Consider the following 17,499-nt stretch of genomic DNA (forward strand, 5'->3'; position numbering starts at 1 on the left):
AATCCTGATATAACCAAACAAATACACTTATTTTGCAACCTAACAAACCTAAAATAGTACGAATGAAGTTGAAATTTGTAGTGTTGTTACTGACTGCTTTCAGTTTGCAGGTTTCAGCACAAAGTGATCGTTGGCAGCAGCGCGTGAAGTATCAGATGGAGGTTGATTTTGACGCTACGAAGCATCAGTACAAAGGAAAACAAAAGCTGGTTTACAGCAACAATTCCCCGGACACGCTCCACAAAGTCTTTTATCATTTATATCTCAATGCATTCCAGCCCGGCAGCCAGATGGACGTTCGTTCCAGAACGATCAGCGATCCGGACCCGCGCGTGAAAGACCGCATTTCCAAACTGAGCCCTTCCGAAATTGGCTATGAAAAAGTGCTTTCCTTAAAGCATAATGGTAAAGCGGTAAAATATGAAGTGGTCGGAACGATCCTCGAAGTGACCCTAACCGAAAAGATCTTTCCCAAAACGCAGCACACATTCGAAATGGAATTTGAAGCGCAGGTTCCTGTTCAGATCCGTCGCACAGGTCGCGATAATTCTGAGGGAATTGATTATTCCATGGCGCAATGGTATCCCAAAATGAGCGAATACGATTATGAAGGATGGCATGCTAACCCATATATAGGAAGGGAATTTTACGGCGTATGGGGTGATTTTGATGTAAAACTGACTATCGATGCTTCCTATGTCGTAGCTGCAACCGGCTATCTGCAAAATCCCGATAAAATCGGTCATGGTTATTCTCAAACGGAAGTGAAACATAAGCCCGGCGAAAAATTAACCTGGCATTTCATCGCACCAGAAGTGCATGATTTCATGTGGGCGGCCGATCGCGATTACAAGCACGACGTGGTGAAAGTAGACGATAATCTGGATATGCACTTTTTTTATCAGACCGACACATTGGCGAATGTCTGGAAAGAAATGGAGCCACTTGCCGTGCGTTGTTTCAAAATCATGAACGAGAAATTCGGGCGTTATCCTTACAAGCAATATTCGGTTATCCAGGGCGGTGATGGCGGAATGGAGTATGCAATGGCAACATTGATTACGGGCCGTCTGAATCTCGGCGGATTGGTTAGCGTAACTGTCCACGAATCGATTCACAGCTGGTTTCAGCAGATTTTAGGGACAAATGAATCCAAATATGCGTGGATGGACGAAGGTTTCACAACCTACGCACAAAATATTGTGATGGCCGAATTGTTTCCGTCCAGGCTCGATGCGCAGCGCGGAAGCACAACCAGTTACCGAAATCTTGTTAAATCTGGCCTGGAAGAGCCATTAACAACGCATGCCGATCATTATAATACCAACCGCGCTTACAGCATTGCCAGTTATTCCAAAGGCGCAGTTTTCCTGAACCAGCTTGGCTACATTATCGGAAAGCAAAAGCTGGAAAGCGGCATGAAACGCTATTTCGATGAGTGGAAATTCAAACACCCGAATCCTAATGATCTGAAACGGATCATGGAAAAGGAATCTGGGCTGGAGTTGGATTGGTATTGGGAAGATTTTGTAGGAACAACCAAAACCATAGATTACGGCATTAAAGAAGTTGTGGCGAATGCCACTAAAACCACGGTTGTTTTGGAAAAAATAGGCCAAATACCGATGCCGCTTGACGTGGTGGTAAGCTATAAAGACGGGAGCCAGGAGAACTTCAACGTTCCACTGGAACTCATGCGTGGAGAAAAATCCGAAGCACTATATTCTAAAACTACGTATCTGAACGACTGGGCCTGGACTTATCCTGAATATTCCTTCTCCATAGATAGGAATCTGGCTGACATTGAAAGAATCGTAATAGATCCAAGCCAGAGAATGGCCGACATTAATCCTGATAACAACACCTATCCGTCGATATCCAGGGAATTGCCGCGGTTTAAGGCGGAGAAGGTGCGTTAAACCTACCTTCCAAATTTTATAGAAGTCCCCACGCGCCAGCCCATTCCTTTAAAGTGGCTGCCGTGGAATTGGGCGACAGCTTCCAGGCGGATAACGCGCAGAATGTCGTCGATCCCATAAACTGCCTCCGTATAATTGCGGATTGTTGGTACTCTCAGATAATGCAATTGCAGCGTTTCTGAAATGCCGGTAATCCGCAATGCTTCTATACGGGTAAGCGCAAATCGTTGTGACGTCCAGATGGCGTGTGCTTGAAAAAACCACGATGAGGTGCTGTAACGATAGTATTGCAGCATCCGAAACTGGTCCGGGGGATATGCATATTGGAAAAAGAACTCATTGCCCATAAAATGCCTGTAATCAGGAAAATACATTTGTTTCGTGCTCAGAAATCCGCCTCCGTTTACATAATATTCAAGATTGCTCCGCGGTCCGAGGCTTAGATTCTGACGCATGCTCCCCTGCAACATCGAGTAATCCACATCTCCTGCAAACGCGAGCCCGGTCTTGTAATTCACACTAAATGATGGTCCTTTGCTTCTCAAATAGCGCTTTTCGCCATTTCTGATCAGATATCGCCTCCATGGTCTGACCGTGGCGGTAAGATCTAAAATCGTTGCGTTGTGGATTGGGAAGCCTGTGTTTTGCAATTCCCTGTTTTCAGGTCGGTTTGGCGTGTAATAATATTGGTTCCAAAAAAAGATAGGACGCGCGCTTTCCTGATTGAAAAGCTCTTTCCTATGCTCGAATTCCAAACCTGCATTGAAACTAAGGATATCAGCAATGTTACTTAGCGCGAATTCAGCCCGACCAAACTGCTTTTGATACAGCTTCATGAAATTGCGATCAAAAAATCTGGCGCCAATGCTGTTGGGAAGCGGTGGGATAGGGTTGTTATTGTTGATCTGACTCGCCATTTCTCCGCCCGATAGCATCAGGTTCCATTTATCATTGCCAATGTTGGTGGTAAGGTTTCCGTAAACCCTTTTGCGTCCAAACGAATAGCGCACAAGCGGACTAATGTTAAACCGATACGATTTGCCCCATTTTTTTTCCCACTGGGTAAGAATGTTGATTGCATTTCCTTCCACGGTGTTGTAACTAATGGATAGGAGCGGACTTTTGAAATAGAATGTTTTTCTGTCTCCCAGTGAATATGTATTTCCCGTCAACAAATGCAACGGCTTAAATGCCAGCGAATCAGGTTTCCGTTTTTCGCGAATTGAATCTTTCACGACTTTAATGCTGTCTTGCAGCACATAACTGGTCACTTCTGACTTTGTGAGCGGGATAGGGCGGAGCGCTTGCCAGTAAGTAGTGTCCCTCTTGTTGGCCATTGTATCAATAATAATGGAATCCTGCCGCACCAATCGGTCGCTGCCTCCATCCATTTTACGTTCCTTTTTCTGCTCTTTTTCGTATTCTTTGGTGAGTTTTCGGAAATTTTTGGTGGAGAATTGCTTTTGATCCTGGATCAGCTTTTCCAGGTTTTCCTTCCGGCTTGTTTCCTTTGCAACATGATCTTTTTTATGATCCGCAATGACAATGTCCTCTTTCAATCCAGGGTCAATGTCCAGTTTTTGATATGTCAATGAAACCAGATATTTGAATTCCCCGGCAAAGCCAAGATAACTTCCATTAATGCGAAACTGCTGATTAACGGGGATCCACACATTTTGAACCGGACTAAAAATTTGCTTTGCTGAAATGTTCAGACCGCTTGTGGTTGTTTGCAGATCGTAACTATGAATCGCCCAGCGATCTTCCAGAATAAAAAGGCTTCCTTTAAAAACACCTTCGCCATAGGCGCGCGGAATCACTTTTATTTTGTTGACCAATTGACCCTGATCCTCAAAATAACCTTCATATTCAAACCGGTAATAAGCAAATGCTTTGGGTGAAAGCGGCGAAATGGTGCCGGCAATTTCCGGACTGTATAGGCTCGCCAGAATGTATTCATTGGGAGAAGGAATACTGTTATCTAGACTGTTACGCGTAGAAACGATCTTTTGCGTATAACTCGCGGGCCTGCGGTATTTTATTTCAGCAACACTCTCATTCAGAATGGCTTTCCCTTCCTGAACGCCTTCTTTCTTCAATCTTTTTTCAACGAGATATGGAATTTTCGTGGGTAATGCAGTGCTTCTTGAATAAACCTTGGCTGTATAACCACGAACTTGGAGTTGGTGAAAACGCGCTTTGGCAATCGCCCGTCGCATAATGCTATATGCAGGATCTTCCTTTCCTTTTCCAATGGTCGCTTCGCGGAGATTGAGCGCCTGCTCTTCAAGCACGACATTCATTTCAGTAAAGTCGTTGCCGACCGTTACATTTTTGGAAATGCTTTTGAAACCCAAAAACTGGAAGATAATTTCGTAAGATCCTGGCGCTAAGGTGAATTCGTATTCTCCTTCTTCATTGGCCATTGTCCCGTTACTCGTTCCCTTAACTGCAACGCCTGCGTAAGCAAGCGCTTCACCCTTGGCCGTTGTAATACGGCCCTTTATCCCGCCTGCGATTAACTGCGACTGTAAACCAAAAACAATGAAGAGTAGCAACGCGACGCGCATAGAGGTAGAATGTCATTTTATGCAATAAGCACAAATTAGATCAAATTTCTGATTTGTGCTCTTGCTGACTCTCCTCTATAACCGTACCAAGGTGATGTTAACCACTAATCACATTGCCCGTCGACCGTGCAATTCGGGCCGTCGGCGAGGGAAACCAATGGTTCAGGGTTTGCTTGCTCCCATTCACCGAATGATTTTTCCAAAGCGCCTAGAAATGTTTCCGGCTGCTGGGCGCCTGATACGGCATATTTTCGATCCAAAACAAAGAATGGAACACCACGCGCACCAACCTGCTGGGCTTCATATATATCTTTTCTAACCTCGTCACTGAATTTTGATCCATCCAAAACCGCTTTCAATTCGTTCGTATCAAGCCCAATTTGAGAACCCAAATCCAGCAATGTCTCGTGATCCGCGGTATTTTTGCCGTCGGTAAAATATGCTTTGAACAATTGTTCTTCCGCATCATCGCCTTTGCCCTTTGTTTTCGCATATTGCACGAAACGGTGTGCATCAAACGAATTGGCAACCACGGCTTTGTCCATGTTGTATTCCAGCCCCACTTCGGCTGCAATAGCGCTCACATGATCATTCATTTGTGCAGCATATTCAGGAGACCAGCCTTTCACTTCTGCCAGATAATCATTAATGGTTTTTCCAGGCTCCGTTTTCATGGCAGGGTTGAGCTGGAAACTTTTCCATTCCACCTGGATTTTTTCTTTCTGAGGAAATTGTTCCAATGCTTTTTCAAATTTCCGTTTGCCTATGTAGCAAAAAGGACACATGACATCACTCCATATCTCAACTTTCATTGTTTCAGTCTGTTAGGTCAATTATTAATCAAATGGAAATAAAAAGCTCTTCGTGGGACCTTCTTACCTTTTTTGCTTTGGACAATCCATCATTCTCACTGTCGCGGTAACCCAATGTCATGATCACAACACTTTTCAAACCTTTTTCGCCCAGGCCTAAAATCTCGTCCAATTTAGCATTATTAAAACCTTCCATCGGCGTCGCATCCACGTGTTCCGTAGCTGCTGCAACCAATGCGTGTCCAAGTGCAATGTACGCCTGACGCGCTGCCCAGTTAAAATTTCCTTCCTCCGACCGGGCCTGGACGCTGTTGGTTACATTCTCCTGAAATTTCGACAACGATTCCACAGTAATACCACGGGTTGTTGCAATCAGGTTCATATATTCGCTGATTTGCGCGGCCGTGATTTTATCCCAGGCTGCAAAAACAAGCAAATGCGATGCATCCGGGATCTGTGGCTGCGGAGCAGCTTCTCTGAAAATCCTATTTTTCGTTTCCTGATCACTGATCACGACGATATTATACGGTTGCAAGCCAGCAGAAGAGGGTGATAACTTGATGGCTTCCAAGATAGTATTCAATTTTTCTTGTGGAACTGCCTGTCCATTCAATCTTTTAGCAGCATATCTCCAGTTCAGGTCTTCTATTAGGTTATTCATTTCAAATATTTTAGTAATTTCGATATGCAAACTTAAATAAATAAGCTATACATTTGTAAGTACTATACCAAAGGATAGTTAAAAAAGTTCAGTCATGGAAACAGCAGAAATAGAAATTGCAGCAAAAAAGGCCACTCATACTTACGGAGAATGCACAAAAAGCATCCTTCCAGTCCGCGACGCATTGGAAGTTTTAAGCGGAAAGTGGAAGTTGCCCATCATCATCTCCCTGATCTTCGGAAATAAACGCTTTTCCCAGATCGCCAAAGAAATCCCCGGCATCACCGATAAAATGTTATCTAAAGAACTAAGAGATCTGGAAGCGAATTGTCTTGTCAAGAGGACAGTATACGATTCGATTCCTGTGGTTGTGGAATATACATTAACAGATTACGGCCACACATTGAAGCCTGTTATTGAAGTGCTTAGGAATTGGGGCGAGGCACATAGGAATCGGATAATGAGTTTGTAGGGAGTCTGGCCACCTGTCAAGGGCTAGTTGCTTCTGCAATTTTAGTATTTTTGTTTAAACTATAACTCAATTGATATGGATCGCATTGTAATTGAAGTTGAAGATGGAATTGCAAGAAAGTGGCGCAATACGGACCCGAAGTTTCGTCAGGAAATTTCGCAGAAATTGGACCAGGTTTTGAGTGTAATTTTTGAGAAAAAAACAGAGGATATATGGCCATTTCTTGAAAATCTACGCATAAAATCTGAGGGAAGAGGTTTTAACGACGACATATTGGAGCAGATTTTGAATGAAAAATAAATTTGTTTTCGATACCAACACACTCATAAGCGCCGCATTATCTCCGCATTCTACGAACAGCAGCGATTAAGCGAGCTTTCGATTTAGGCATCATAGTTTATTCGGACTCTACTTGGAGCGAATTTTTGAATGTTCTGTTCCGCACAAAATTTGACAAATATTTCACAATAGGTGAGAGGGAGGAACTTGCCGATAAATTCCTCTCTTTGTTCCTGTACGAAGTTGTGGATGTTGTTGTCTCAGACTGCCGAGATCCCAAAGACAACATGTTCTTGGAGTTAGCCGTCGCTTCCAAGGCGTCCTGCATTATATCCGGCGATCCTGACTTATTGGTGCTTCATCCGTTCAGAGGAATTCCAATTATCAACGCGGCTAGTTTTTTGCAGGGGTTTTAAGGCTTTTCTACCATTGAGCACAAAAAAAAGCAACCCTCGCAGGTTGCTTTTCCATCTCATCAAAAACAGCTAAAAATCATCCCAGCTGGTTAATGCAGTTCAAATCTTCAAACGCCAGTTTCAAGCGTTGGATCATGCTTTCTTCGCCTTTGCGTAGCCATACGCGGGGGTCGCAGTATTTTTTGTTTGAGGAATCTGGGCCATTTAGGTTACCCAATGAATCTGCCGAAAATGCTTTCGTTTTTTCGTAAATCATTAAGTTTAAATTCTTTTGTTTGAGCTAACCCAACTTATCCCAAGAATAATTCAAACTAGCCTTCTAATAATCGGAATTGTTTCAACCTATGACTGACGACGATATTAGCATTGAAACTTAAAGTGGGTTAAAATGTTTAATAGGGGCTTCAGAATTTTCATTGTTATACTTTTCTTCGTATTAATCTGCAAAGAGGGCATTGCCAAGAACATTATCGGCGGTTATTTGCAGATGAAAACAGTCGATCAGACTATTGGAAGATACATAATTTCGTTAAAGCTGCATATCGACGAAACGAACGGCTCATTCTCAGATAATGAAGTGAATGTTAGGATGATTAAGAAAAGTAACGGTTCTGAGGTTGAATCATTTAAGCTTGTGAGAACTTCTAGCCAGAAGATAAGTTATGACAAGTCTATTTGCATTGGTCCTGTGGAAATAAATACAATTTATGCAAATTATGAAATTAGTGTTTCAATTTATCCGCCATCTTATTCTGACCCCGAGGGTTATTATCTTGAGTGGACAGATTGTTGCCGATCACCAAATATCGCCAATATCGAGCATCCTGAAAATTATACCACTACGCTCAGGACTCTGTTCCCGCCAATCATGTATAATAACTATCCCTTTCACAATTCAACCCCCGCAATAAACGAGCTGACGGAGTTTTTCATCTGTTTTCAACAGCCTTTCACGCAGAGAATTTTAGCTAGTGATTCAGAAGGAGACAAACTTAAATATTCATTAGTTAACCTCTCAGGTCATCATTCAAGCACAAATTCTCCACTGGAGTGGAAGCAAGATTATAGTGCAGCAAATGCAATACCTGGTAATCCGGCGCTTACCATAAATTCAGAGACAGGATTACTGACCGTGACTCCGAGGGAATATGGTTATTTTACCTTTGCAGTTTGCGTTGAGGAATTTCGTGGTGGTCGGCGATTAGGTGCTGCTATTCGTGAATACGCGTTATTTGTACTTGGTTGCTCTCCAGAAACAATGGACAGAAATGTTTATTTGAACAACGCAATCGTTTCTAATGCAACAATTTGTTCAAAAGATAGGATAACTCTAACTGCAAAGACAAATACTGACTTGCGTTATCAGTGGATGCGCAATGGTAAGGTGATCCCAGGTGCCACAAGTAGTAGCCTGGAAATAACTCAGGAGGGAGATTACAGTTTCAACATATACAGATCAGGAAATTGTGTGAATACAGTTGAATCGAAGAAAGTTCATGTAACTGGTGCCAACTCATCATTCAAACTTGAAAAACACGGCACGTCCACCTCTTGCGAACAGCCAAGCGAAACAGTCCTTGTAGGTCCAAAAGATCTGCGCTATTCTTACAACTGGTTTAAAAATAGCAGTTTGCTCACTAATAAAAGCAATTCATTAACAGTTTCGGAGCCAGGTAATTATTGGGCTATTGTCGAATCACCAGCGTGCAAGTTGCTTTCAGATACAATCGCAATAGAACAATCATCCAACTCGAATGTAAAGGTTGAAATAGAACCGATTCTGCCCGTTTGCGGAAATGATGACAAGCCCATTCCATTAGTTGGTTCTCCTGTTGGCGGAGTTTTTCAAGGACCAGGCATCGTTGATGGTGTTTTTTATCCAAAACAAGCTGGCGTTGGTGTACATGAATTGATTTATACTATTTCTCTAACAGCGCCCTGTCCCAGCTTGGTCGCTAAGCAAACGGTTCAAGTTCAAGACTCTCCAAAGTTTGATCTTTCGGAAGAAATTTGCGTCACTAATGGGGTAGGCTTTAGAATTGGTATTAAAGATTCCTCTGGTTTGCATTATGAGTGGCTTCCACGGGACGGATTAAATGAGTCATCGATTTCAATGCCTTTGGTTACAACGGATATTGACCGTTTGTACACTTTGACTGTTAGCAATGCGCATGGATGTAAAACATCAAAAGAAATTAAAGTAAAAATTTGTAGTAAATTTTTTATTCCGGACGCATTTACACCAAATCGTGATGGGATCAATGATACTTGGGAATTAAAGGGAATTGACAAATACCCCGATGCGGAGGTGACAATTTATAATCGTTGGGGCAACATAATTTTTCACTCAAAAGGTTATCCAAAACCATTCGACGGAAGTTCGAATCAACCGGGTGTTTATCCCTATAAGGTGAAATTAGATAATGTAATTCCTCCTAAAACTGGGACATTGATGTTGATTCGCTAATCAAGCCGAAAACATTATGTTTCACACAAAAAAAGCAACCCTCGCAGGTTGCTTTTCCATCTCATCAAAAACAGCTAAAAATCATCCCAGCTGGTTAATGCAGTTCAAATCTTCAAACGCCAGTTTCAAGCGTTGGATCATGCTTTCTTCGCCTTTGCGTAGCCATACGCGGGGGTCGTAATATTTTTTGTTTGGCGAATCAGGGCCATTTGGGTTACCCAATTGAGTCTGCAAGAAGCCTTCGTTTTCTTTGTAATATTTCAGAAGCCCTTCCCAGGTTGACCATTGCATATCGGTGTCGATGTTCATTTTGATCGCTCCGTATTCGATGGCTTCGCGGATTTCTTCGCGGGAAGAGCCTGATCCTCCGTGGAATACGAAGTTAACGGGCAATTCAGCCGTTCCGAATTTTTCTTGGATAAATTGCTGAGAGTTGCGAAGGATTTTTGGTTCAAGCTTCACATTTCCCGGCTTGTAAACACCATGAACATTGCCGAACGCTGCTGCAATGGTGAAGTTTGGAGAGATTTTGGAAAGCTCTTCGTATGCGTAAGCAACCTCTTCTGGCTGTGTGTACAATTTTGAGCTGTCTACGTCGCTGTTGTCAACGCCATCTTCCTCGCCACCCGTTACACCCAGTTCAATTTCAAGTGTCATGCCGATTTTCGCCATGCGCTCGAAGTATTTCGCTGAAATTTCAATGTTTTCTTCAATTGGCTCTTCCGAAAGGTCCAGCATGTGAGAGCTGTACAATGGGATACCATGTTGGTCGAAATGACGCTCGCCTGCTTCAAGAAGACCGTCGATCCATGGAAGCAATTTTTTTGCGCAATGGTCAGTATGCAAAATTACCGGAATGCCGTAAAGTGCTGCCATCTGGTGCACGTGCATCGCGCCGGAAACGCCACCTGCGATTGCAGCTTTCTGATCGGTGTTAGAAAGACTTTTTCCAGCATAAAATATCGCTCCGCCATTTGAAAACTGAATGATAACGGGGCTATTAACCGCTTTGGCAGTTTCAAGAACTGCATTTACTGAGTTGGTTCCTACCACGTTAACCGCCGGAAGGGCATAGTTATTTTCGTTGGCGTGGCGGAAAATTTCGCTAACTCCGTCACCGGTTACAACACCGGGCGCAAAGCGTTTTGTAGTTTCGCTCATAGTAATAAAGAATATTTTTTCAAGAATAAATTTTACAATTCAGATATAAAAAATGAACTGCGCGGGAATCCCTGCAAGTTAGGTATTTTACAGAAAATGGAGGAAATATCAAGGGTATATTATGCTTTGTGACGAAGATTAATCTATCTATAATCGTTTTGGCGCAATCTGCGTATCTTTGAAAATGATTGAATTTGCGGGCATTTGTCTGCAAGATTGTGACACGAAAGAAATATTGATGAATACCAAACTGACCAGGACAATCCTGATTGCCCTCGCACTGGGCTTTTTCGTAATGTGGGTCCTCGAATTTCGACGGACAACCATGTTTGAAAGTTACTGGCTGCTCTTGCTGGCCATTATGTGCTTACTAATGTTCCAATTCAGCAGGTTAAAGGCTTCATTGTTAGCTAAAAAAGAAGCAGAAATGAAAGTTGATATGAAAAAGAACAAGCCGGTTAAAACTGCAAAAAAATGAGCATGCTATTCCTGGGGTTAACGGTCGTTTTTTTCATCCTCGCGGGTTATTATGGGGCCGTGCGCTCTGTTTTGCTGGATGTTTCCATAGATCGCTATTCATTGCGGCACGAGAAATCTGAGGAAGTTTACCAAACATTATATTGGCGACGGATATTGCGGATGATCCGCTTGGTGACCGTTGCATTAGGCTGTTTTTTGGCCGTAGCGACTTTTTATCCCCTGCTTTTAGTTGATCTGGGCATGCATGAAGGTGCATTAGTTGCCGGAATGTTTGCTGTTTTAATTGTAGTATGGATGGCAAGTTATTCCAGCTGGGTGAAAATCGGCCGGGCTTTCCCGAACATATTAGACCTTTCCGCCTTCCCCGTTCGCTTTGCCGAATGGGTCATTACGCCGCTTTATTGGGTTGTGGAGCCATTTGTGAAAGAAAATATTCTATCGCCTTCGTTACGCGACGATGCGATTTCTGCCGACGATCCTGATTTTGATGACCATAGCATTGAGGAAAGAATGTTTATTAATGCATTGGATTTCAAGGATCTGCGGATCAGGGATTGTATGATTCCCAGGACTGAAATTTCGGCTGTTAATGTGAATGCAAGCATTGAAGATTTACGGACTGCATTCCTGACCAGTGGTCATTCCAAAATCATCGTCCATCGCGAGTCCGTGGATGAAGTTTTAGGCTATTGCCACGCATTATCCCTTTTTAAAAAGCCAAAAGAGATCAGCAACATTATCACGCCCATCCTTATTGTGCCCGAAGCAATGCCTGCCAGCGACTTAATGCTGCGGTTTTTGGAAGAAAGAAGGAGCCTGGCATTGGTTGTAGATGAGTTCGGAGGGACATCGGGACTGGTGAGTGTGGAAGATGTGGTTGAGCAGATTTTTGGTGAAATTCAGGATGAATACGACTCTACCGAAGACTGGACGGAGCGCAAGCTGGATGACGATAGCTACATATTGAGTGCCCGCCACGAGCTGGATTATTTGAATGAAAAATACGGCTGGGAGCTTCCGGAAGGGGATTATGACACGCTGGCGGGAATGTTAATCGACAATTTTGGAGACTTACCGGAAGTGAACGAAACCGTTAGCATTCCGCCTTATGCATTCCAGGTCGTTTCCATGCAGGACACGCGCATTGAGCTCGTAAGATTGACTATTGAAGAAAGAGAAAAGAAAAGCGAAAAAAGTGATCAAATAAAAAAGGGAAATTAGCCAAGCAAATGAAAATAAATACATTACGCAGTATTCTGTTAACGACGATATTCTTTTTGCCCAATATATTATTAGCTCAAAAAGCAGATCTTAAAAGCCGGATAGAAAGCATTACCAAGCAAATCGATGGCGTCAAAGGTGTTGCCATCATGGATTTACAGAGCAAGGAAATGACCATTTTGAATGCTGAGCACAAGTTTCCCATGCTAAGCTCCTTCAAATTCCCTATCGCAATGGCCGTTCTGGATCAGGTTGATAAGGGAAAACTTACGCTGACCCAGAAATATCATCTTACAAAAGAAGACGTTCAGCTTAAAACTCACAGCCCGATACGGGACAAATATCCCGCCGGAAATGTCGATTTAACCATTGCGGACCTGTTAACAAACATGGTTTCATTGAGTGATAACATTGCCTGCGACATTCTTTTCAAACTTGCTGGCGGCACAAAACCGGTTCAGGATTATGTGCATAGTTTGGGCGTGAAGGACATTGCTATCGTGGCTAACGAGGAGCAAATGGGGCAGGATTGGAATGTTCAGTACACCAACTGGTGCAAACCTGGTGCTATGCTGCAACTGCTCGACATTTTTTATAAAGGAAAAAATCTCTCCAAAACCAGCCACGATTTTTTATCTAAAATCATGATTGATGGCCCAACGGGCCTGAACAGGATCAAAGGTCAACTGCCAAAGGATGCCGTTGTGGCGCATAAGACAGGCACATCAGGGACAAATGATAAAGGCGTTATGGCTGCTGTCAATGACGTCGGCATTGTGAAAATGCCCAATGGCAAAAGCTTCGCAATTGTTTTATTTATCTCAAATTCAACAGCGGATCTGAAAGCAACCGAACTGGTTATGGCGCAGGTTTCCAAGGCAGCTTACGATCATTATGCAGCGAAATAGAAGGTTTCACAACCGCCTTCATCACTCAAAGTTTGAAAAGTGCAGATATCAGTTGAGAAAATAGGGAAAAAATTTGTCAAGGAATGGATTGTCCGCAATGCCAGTTTTGAGTTGGCGGCCGGGCAACAATATACTTTTGTGGGGCCGAATGGCAGCGGAAAATCAACATTATTGCAATTGCTAACCGGCATTATGCCCGTTTCTGAGGGTATAATAAAATACATTGACCAAACGGGAAAGGAGATCGAAGTTGATCATTGGTACAAACATCTGGTCGTAGCGGCGCCCTATCTTGAACTGATCGAAGAATTCACCTTGCGTGAACTGATCCAGTTTCACAGCAAATTCAAGCCATTCAAAAACGGCCTTTCTTTTAAAGATTTCGAGGATTTTATTCAATTGCCGCATGCTAGCGGAAAGACGCTCCGGCATTTTTCGTCTGGCATGAAACAGCGCGTAAAGCTGGGCCTTGCTTTCATGTCCGACGTCCCCGTTATCTTTCTCGACGAGCCTACGACCAATCTGGACGTTCCGGGCATCACGTGGTATCTCGATCACGTGGTCCATCACACACAAAATCAGCTCGTTTTGCTCGGCTCGAATGTGAAACAGGAATATGAATTTTGTGAAAATATCATTTCAGTTTCTGCGTTCAAATAGAAATACAGCGGAGCCAAATATGCGGAGAAATCTACGTCCTATCGTTTTACTTTTTCTGTTTTTAATCTGCATCATTAGCAACTGCTTTGCTGCCGGAATGCATTTTATCGAAAACCGTGGTCAGTGGGAATCGGACATTTTGTTCCGCACCGAAATCTCGGGTGGCTTCCTTTTCCTCAAAAAACAATCGCTAGTTTACGTTTTATACAATGCCGGGCAGGTTTCAGCCAATCATGCGAAACAACCTGTTGCTTCACCCGGCGCACGGGAAAATGACAAATCTATCGCTGCACATGGTGTTGAAGTGCAGTTTTTAGGTGCTTCTGCCAATGTAAAATGCACTGCTAATGCTCCCATTGAGACTGGTTTTAACTATTTCTTAGGCAAGGAAGAGCAAAACTGGGCCGGTGGTGTGAAGGGATTTGAAGAAGTGATTTATAAAAATCTCTACGAAGGCATTGATATGCGTGTTTATCTGCATCAATTCAAACTTAAATACGAATTTATCGTTCATCCGCAGGCTGATCCTTCACAGATTATGATGAAATACAATGGTGCTGAAAAAGTTTCTGTGAATGAAACAGGTCAGATCGTTGTAAAAACGAGCATTGGGCAGTTCAAGGAAGCGGAGCCGTATTCATTTCAGCAGATCAATGCGAGGACTACGGAAGTATCTTCGAAATTTCTATTATCTGCGGATAATGTTGCCACATTCAGCATTCCGAAGGCCTACAATAAATCGGAAAAGCTGACCATTGACCCTGAACTGATTTTTTCCACTTATTCCGGTTCGGTTGCGGATAACTGGGGACACACAGCGACGTATGATGATGAAGGTAATCTCTATTCTGGCGGGACTGTTTTTGGGACAAATTTTCCGGCAACGGTCGGTGCTTTTCAAACCAAATTTGAAGGCCAGGTCGACGTTGCAATCATGAAATTCACACCGGACGGCAGCAAGCTCATCTACGCCACATTCCTGGGAGGCAGCAACACCGACATTCCCAGCAGCCTGATCATTAATAGCAAAAAGGAATTATTGATTTTGGGAACAACATCTTCCAAAAACTTCCCCGCCAAAACCGGCGCTTTTCAAACTGCCTTTGGCGGCGGAACAAAAGTAATTCCTATATCGGGGCTGGATCTGGATAACGGCAGCGACATTTTTGTTTCCAAACTAAGCACAGATGGCAAGCAACTCATTGCGTCGACCTTTGTTGGAGGCAGCGGAAATGATGGGGTCAGCATGGCAGACCTCGCGGCGATTCGCAATTATGGTGACAGTTTCAGAGGTGAAATCGGGGTTGATAAGGATGATAATGTCCTCATCGTTTCCTCGACCAATTCAGCCAATTTTCCTTTGAAAAATGCTGTAAAGGCTAAATTTGCTGGCGTTCAGGATGGTGTGGTTTTGAAATTCAATTCTGGCTTAACCAGTTTGCTATGGGGAACATTTGTGGGCGGGAGCGAGTGGGACGCTGCTTATTCGCTTAAAATCTCGGCCGCAGGCGACATTTACGTGGCCGGAATTACGCAAAGCAAAAATCTGCCGACCAATGCGTCATCGTTTCAAAAAGCCTTGAACGGAACGGAGGACGGATTTGTGGCACATTATGCCAATGATAAATTGTTGGGCACGACCTATTTGGGAACGCCTAATCAGGATGGGGCCTATTTGCTGGATCTGGACGCGAGCAGCAATGTATATGTGTATGGCCTCACGAACGGCCCTTATCCGGTGAGTCAGGGTGTATATCAAAATGCGAAAAGCGGTCAATTCGTGCATGCATTGGACGCAGGATTGTCAAAAACCATTTTTTCAACGGTGATAGGATCAGGCAGGGGCATTCCTGATATTTCGCCAACAGCATTTTTGGTAAGTGAATGTGGTAATATTTATCTGGCCGGCTGGGGCGGCAATGTAAATTCAACCACGGGTAATAACCCAAATAGCACGACCACGAATTTGGTCGTAACGGACGATGCGATCCAATCATTAACGAATGGTAATAATTTTTACATCGCCATCTTGGAGCAGGGCGCGAAATCACTGCTATATGCCACTTATTTTGGCAGCCGTGATCGGTCCGGCCAGGTTCAGGGTGATCATGTGGATGGCGGAACGAGCCGGTTTGATAAGAACGGCACCATTTACCATGCAACTTGTGCCTGCGGCGGCAGCGGCTTTCCGGCTACGCCGCAAGCCTGGTCCAAAACAAATAACAGCGAGAATTGCAACAATGCAGCTTTCAAGATAGACATTGACCGTCTTAAAGCCGATTTTGATGTGTATTCAGGAAGCACAAAGGATGTTTTGCGCGGCTGTGCGCCTTTGTCGTTATCATTTGTAAACACAAGCGAAGGCGGCGTGGATTACATTTGGGACGTTGGCGGAAGCACGTTTTCACGTGAAGAGGACCAGTCGGAATATACTTTTACCAAACCGGGCGAATATACGGTTACTTTGAAGGCATATAACCGGCTGAGCTGTAAGCGCGTGGATGTTGTGCAGAAGAAAATTATCGTAGAAACGCTGAATAGCAAGATTAAGGCCGATACGACGGTTTGTGAAAACACGAAATTGCAACTTTGGGCCTCGGGAGGGACACAATATAAATGGTCGCCTGCAACGGGAATGGATAATGCTGCGATTGCAATGCCATCTGTGACTGTGAGAGAAGACGCCGAATTTTCTGTCGAAATCAGCAATGCGAGCGGCTGTAAGGTGACGGAGAAAATGAAGGTTAATGTTGATAAAAAAACTGATTTCGTTGAGATGCCGGATGTGGAAGTTTGTGCAGGTGCTACTGTTGTGCTTTCTGTATCGGGCGATGGAACGAAGTATCGCTGGCTGGCAACGGACGGGCTGGAAGAAACCATTGGCAAATCGGTCACAGTAAAGCCGACGAAAACAACGACTTACACTATTGAAGGCACATATATGGACGGTTGCCGGCCTGTGCGCGAGATTACGGTTAAAGTAGACAGGACGCATGAGCCGATTTTTGAAATAAATCAATCCGGCGGAGCTTGTAATGCGCCATTCAGTTATTCTATGTCCAATCAAACCAAAAATGCGCAGCGCTATGAGTGGAATTTAGGGACGGGCAACACCGTTTCAGATCCGGAGATTAATGAATATATTTACGAAACACCCGGCGAATACACCATCACATTAACTGCTTATAACAGTGCAGGATGTGCATTGACGGCATCGAAAAAAGTAATAGCATCGCCACCATTTACGCTGGCAAATGTGATTACGCCCAACGGGGATGGCAAGAACGATTTTTTCATTGTTCCGGTCCTGCCGGCTTCCCTGGAAGTGTTTAACAGATGGGGGAAATCGGTTTTCAAAACGTCGGATTACAAGAATGACTGGGGCAAGGGAATCGGAAACGGGACGTATTTTTATGTTGTGGACACGCCGCAGGGTAACCATTGCAAAGGCTGGGTAGAAGTTTTGGAATGAT

General features: G+C 43.8%; 14 protein-coding genes and 1 pseudogene. 10 read left to right on the forward strand and 5 right to left on the reverse strand.

Features of this window, described 5'->3' with window-relative positions; translation table 11 throughout:
- The first annotated feature begins 62 nt into the window (after positions 1-62).
- Entirely contained in the window at positions 63-1,919 is a 1,857-nt protein-coding gene (locus NFI81_RS25015; protein WP_234615684.1) for a M1 family metallopeptidase, read from the forward strand.
- A 2-nt stretch (positions 1,920-1,921) separates the two neighbouring features.
- On the opposite strand, the gene NFI81_RS25020 is transcribed toward NFI81_RS25015, so the two are convergent.
- The 3 genes from NFI81_RS25020 to NFI81_RS25030 all read right to left on the reverse strand — a co-directional run bounded on the left by NFI81_RS25020 (position 1,922) and on the right by NFI81_RS25030 (position 5,962).
- The gene (locus NFI81_RS25020) at positions 1,922-4,489 is read right to left on the reverse strand and encodes a DUF5686 and carboxypeptidase regulatory-like domain-containing protein (protein ID WP_234615683.1); all 2,568 of its coding nucleotides are present in this window, start codon (positions 4,487-4,489) and stop codon (positions 1,922-1,924) included.
- Between the two features lie 104 nt (positions 4,490-4,593).
- On the reverse strand, positions 4,594-5,301 hold the full coding sequence (locus NFI81_RS25025; RefSeq protein ID WP_234615682.1) for a DsbA family oxidoreductase: 708 nt from the start codon (positions 5,299-5,301) through the stop codon (positions 4,594-4,596).
- 28 nt (positions 5,302-5,329) lie between these two features.
- Complete coding sequence (locus tag NFI81_RS25030; protein ID WP_234615681.1) at positions 5,330-5,962, reverse strand: NAD(P)H-dependent oxidoreductase; 633 nt, start codon at positions 5,960-5,962, stop codon at positions 5,330-5,332.
- Positions 5,963-6,056: 94 nt separating this feature from the next.
- On the opposite strand from NFI81_RS25030, the gene NFI81_RS25035 reads away from it, so the two are divergent.
- From NFI81_RS25035 to NFI81_RS26545, 3 genes are all read left to right on the forward strand, one after another.
- Positions 6,057-6,434, forward strand: coding sequence for a winged helix-turn-helix transcriptional regulator (locus NFI81_RS25035; RefSeq protein ID WP_234615680.1), 378 nt, complete (start codon positions 6,057-6,059; stop codon positions 6,432-6,434).
- A gap of 75 nt (positions 6,435-6,509) precedes the next feature.
- Complete coding sequence (locus tag NFI81_RS25040; RefSeq protein ID WP_234615679.1) at positions 6,510-6,734, forward strand: hypothetical protein; 225 nt, start codon at positions 6,510-6,512, stop codon at positions 6,732-6,734.
- Between the two features lie 125 nt (positions 6,735-6,859).
- On the forward strand, positions 6,860-7,129 hold the full coding sequence (locus NFI81_RS26545; RefSeq protein WP_374759495.1) for a putative toxin-antitoxin system toxin component, PIN family: 270 nt from the start codon (positions 6,860-6,862) through the stop codon (positions 7,127-7,129).
- Positions 7,130-7,205: 76 nt separating this feature from the next.
- Here the strand turns inward: NFI81_RS26545 and NFI81_RS25045 are convergent.
- A pseudogene (locus tag NFI81_RS25045) lies at positions 7,206-7,346 on the reverse strand (class II fructose-bisphosphate aldolase); the annotation flags it as partial.
- Positions 7,347-7,517: 171 nt separating this feature from the next.
- Between NFI81_RS25045 and NFI81_RS25050 the strand changes: the two are divergent.
- Entirely contained in the window at positions 7,518-9,596 is a 2,079-nt protein-coding gene (locus tag NFI81_RS25050) for a T9SS type B sorting domain-containing protein (RefSeq protein WP_234615678.1), read from the forward strand.
- A gap of 81 nt (positions 9,597-9,677) precedes the next feature.
- Here the strand turns inward: NFI81_RS25050 and fbaA are convergent, their stop codons facing one another.
- Positions 9,678-10,757 carry a class II fructose-bisphosphate aldolase gene (gene fbaA / locus NFI81_RS25055; RefSeq protein WP_234615677.1) on the reverse strand — a complete coding sequence of 360 codons (1,080 nt, stop codon included), beginning with the start codon at positions 10,755-10,757 and terminating at the stop codon, positions 9,678-9,680.
- A gap of 184 nt (positions 10,758-10,941) precedes the next feature.
- Here fbaA and NFI81_RS25060 point away from each other — a divergent pair, with 184 nt between their 5' ends.
- Genes NFI81_RS25060 through NFI81_RS25080 form a run of 5 tightly spaced genes read left to right on the forward strand, consistent with a single transcriptional unit; the run spans position 10,942 to position 17,498 of the window.
- The gene (locus NFI81_RS25060; RefSeq protein ID WP_234615676.1) at positions 10,942-11,235 is read left to right on the forward strand and encodes a hypothetical protein; all 294 of its coding nucleotides are present in this window, start codon (positions 10,942-10,944) and stop codon (positions 11,233-11,235) included.
- Entirely contained in the window at positions 11,232-12,458 is a 1,227-nt protein-coding gene (locus NFI81_RS25065) for a hemolysin family protein (RefSeq protein ID WP_234615675.1), read from the forward strand. The genes NFI81_RS25060 and NFI81_RS25065 overlap by 4 nt, the downstream gene beginning before the upstream one ends.
- Positions 12,459-12,466: 8 nt before the next feature.
- The gene (gene bla, locus NFI81_RS25070) at positions 12,467-13,366 is read left to right on the forward strand and encodes a class A beta-lactamase, subclass A2 (protein ID WP_234615674.1); all 900 of its coding nucleotides are present in this window, start codon (positions 12,467-12,469) and stop codon (positions 13,364-13,366) included.
- Between the two features lie 39 nt (positions 13,367-13,405).
- Positions 13,406-14,026, forward strand: a complete 621-nt coding sequence (locus NFI81_RS25075) for an ABC transporter ATP-binding protein (RefSeq protein WP_234615673.1) — start codon at positions 13,406-13,408, stop codon at positions 14,024-14,026.
- A 19-nt stretch (positions 14,027-14,045) separates the two neighbouring features.
- A complete protein-coding gene (locus NFI81_RS25080) occupies positions 14,046-17,498 on the forward strand; it encodes a DUF7948 domain-containing protein (RefSeq protein WP_234615672.1) in 3,453 nt (1,150 codons plus the stop codon).
- The last annotated feature ends 1 nt before the right edge of the window (position 17,499 follow it).

Source organism: Dyadobacter fanqingshengii (assembly GCF_023822005.2).
Lineage (GTDB): Bacteria > Bacteroidota > Bacteroidia > Cytophagales > Spirosomataceae > Dyadobacter > Dyadobacter fanqingshengii.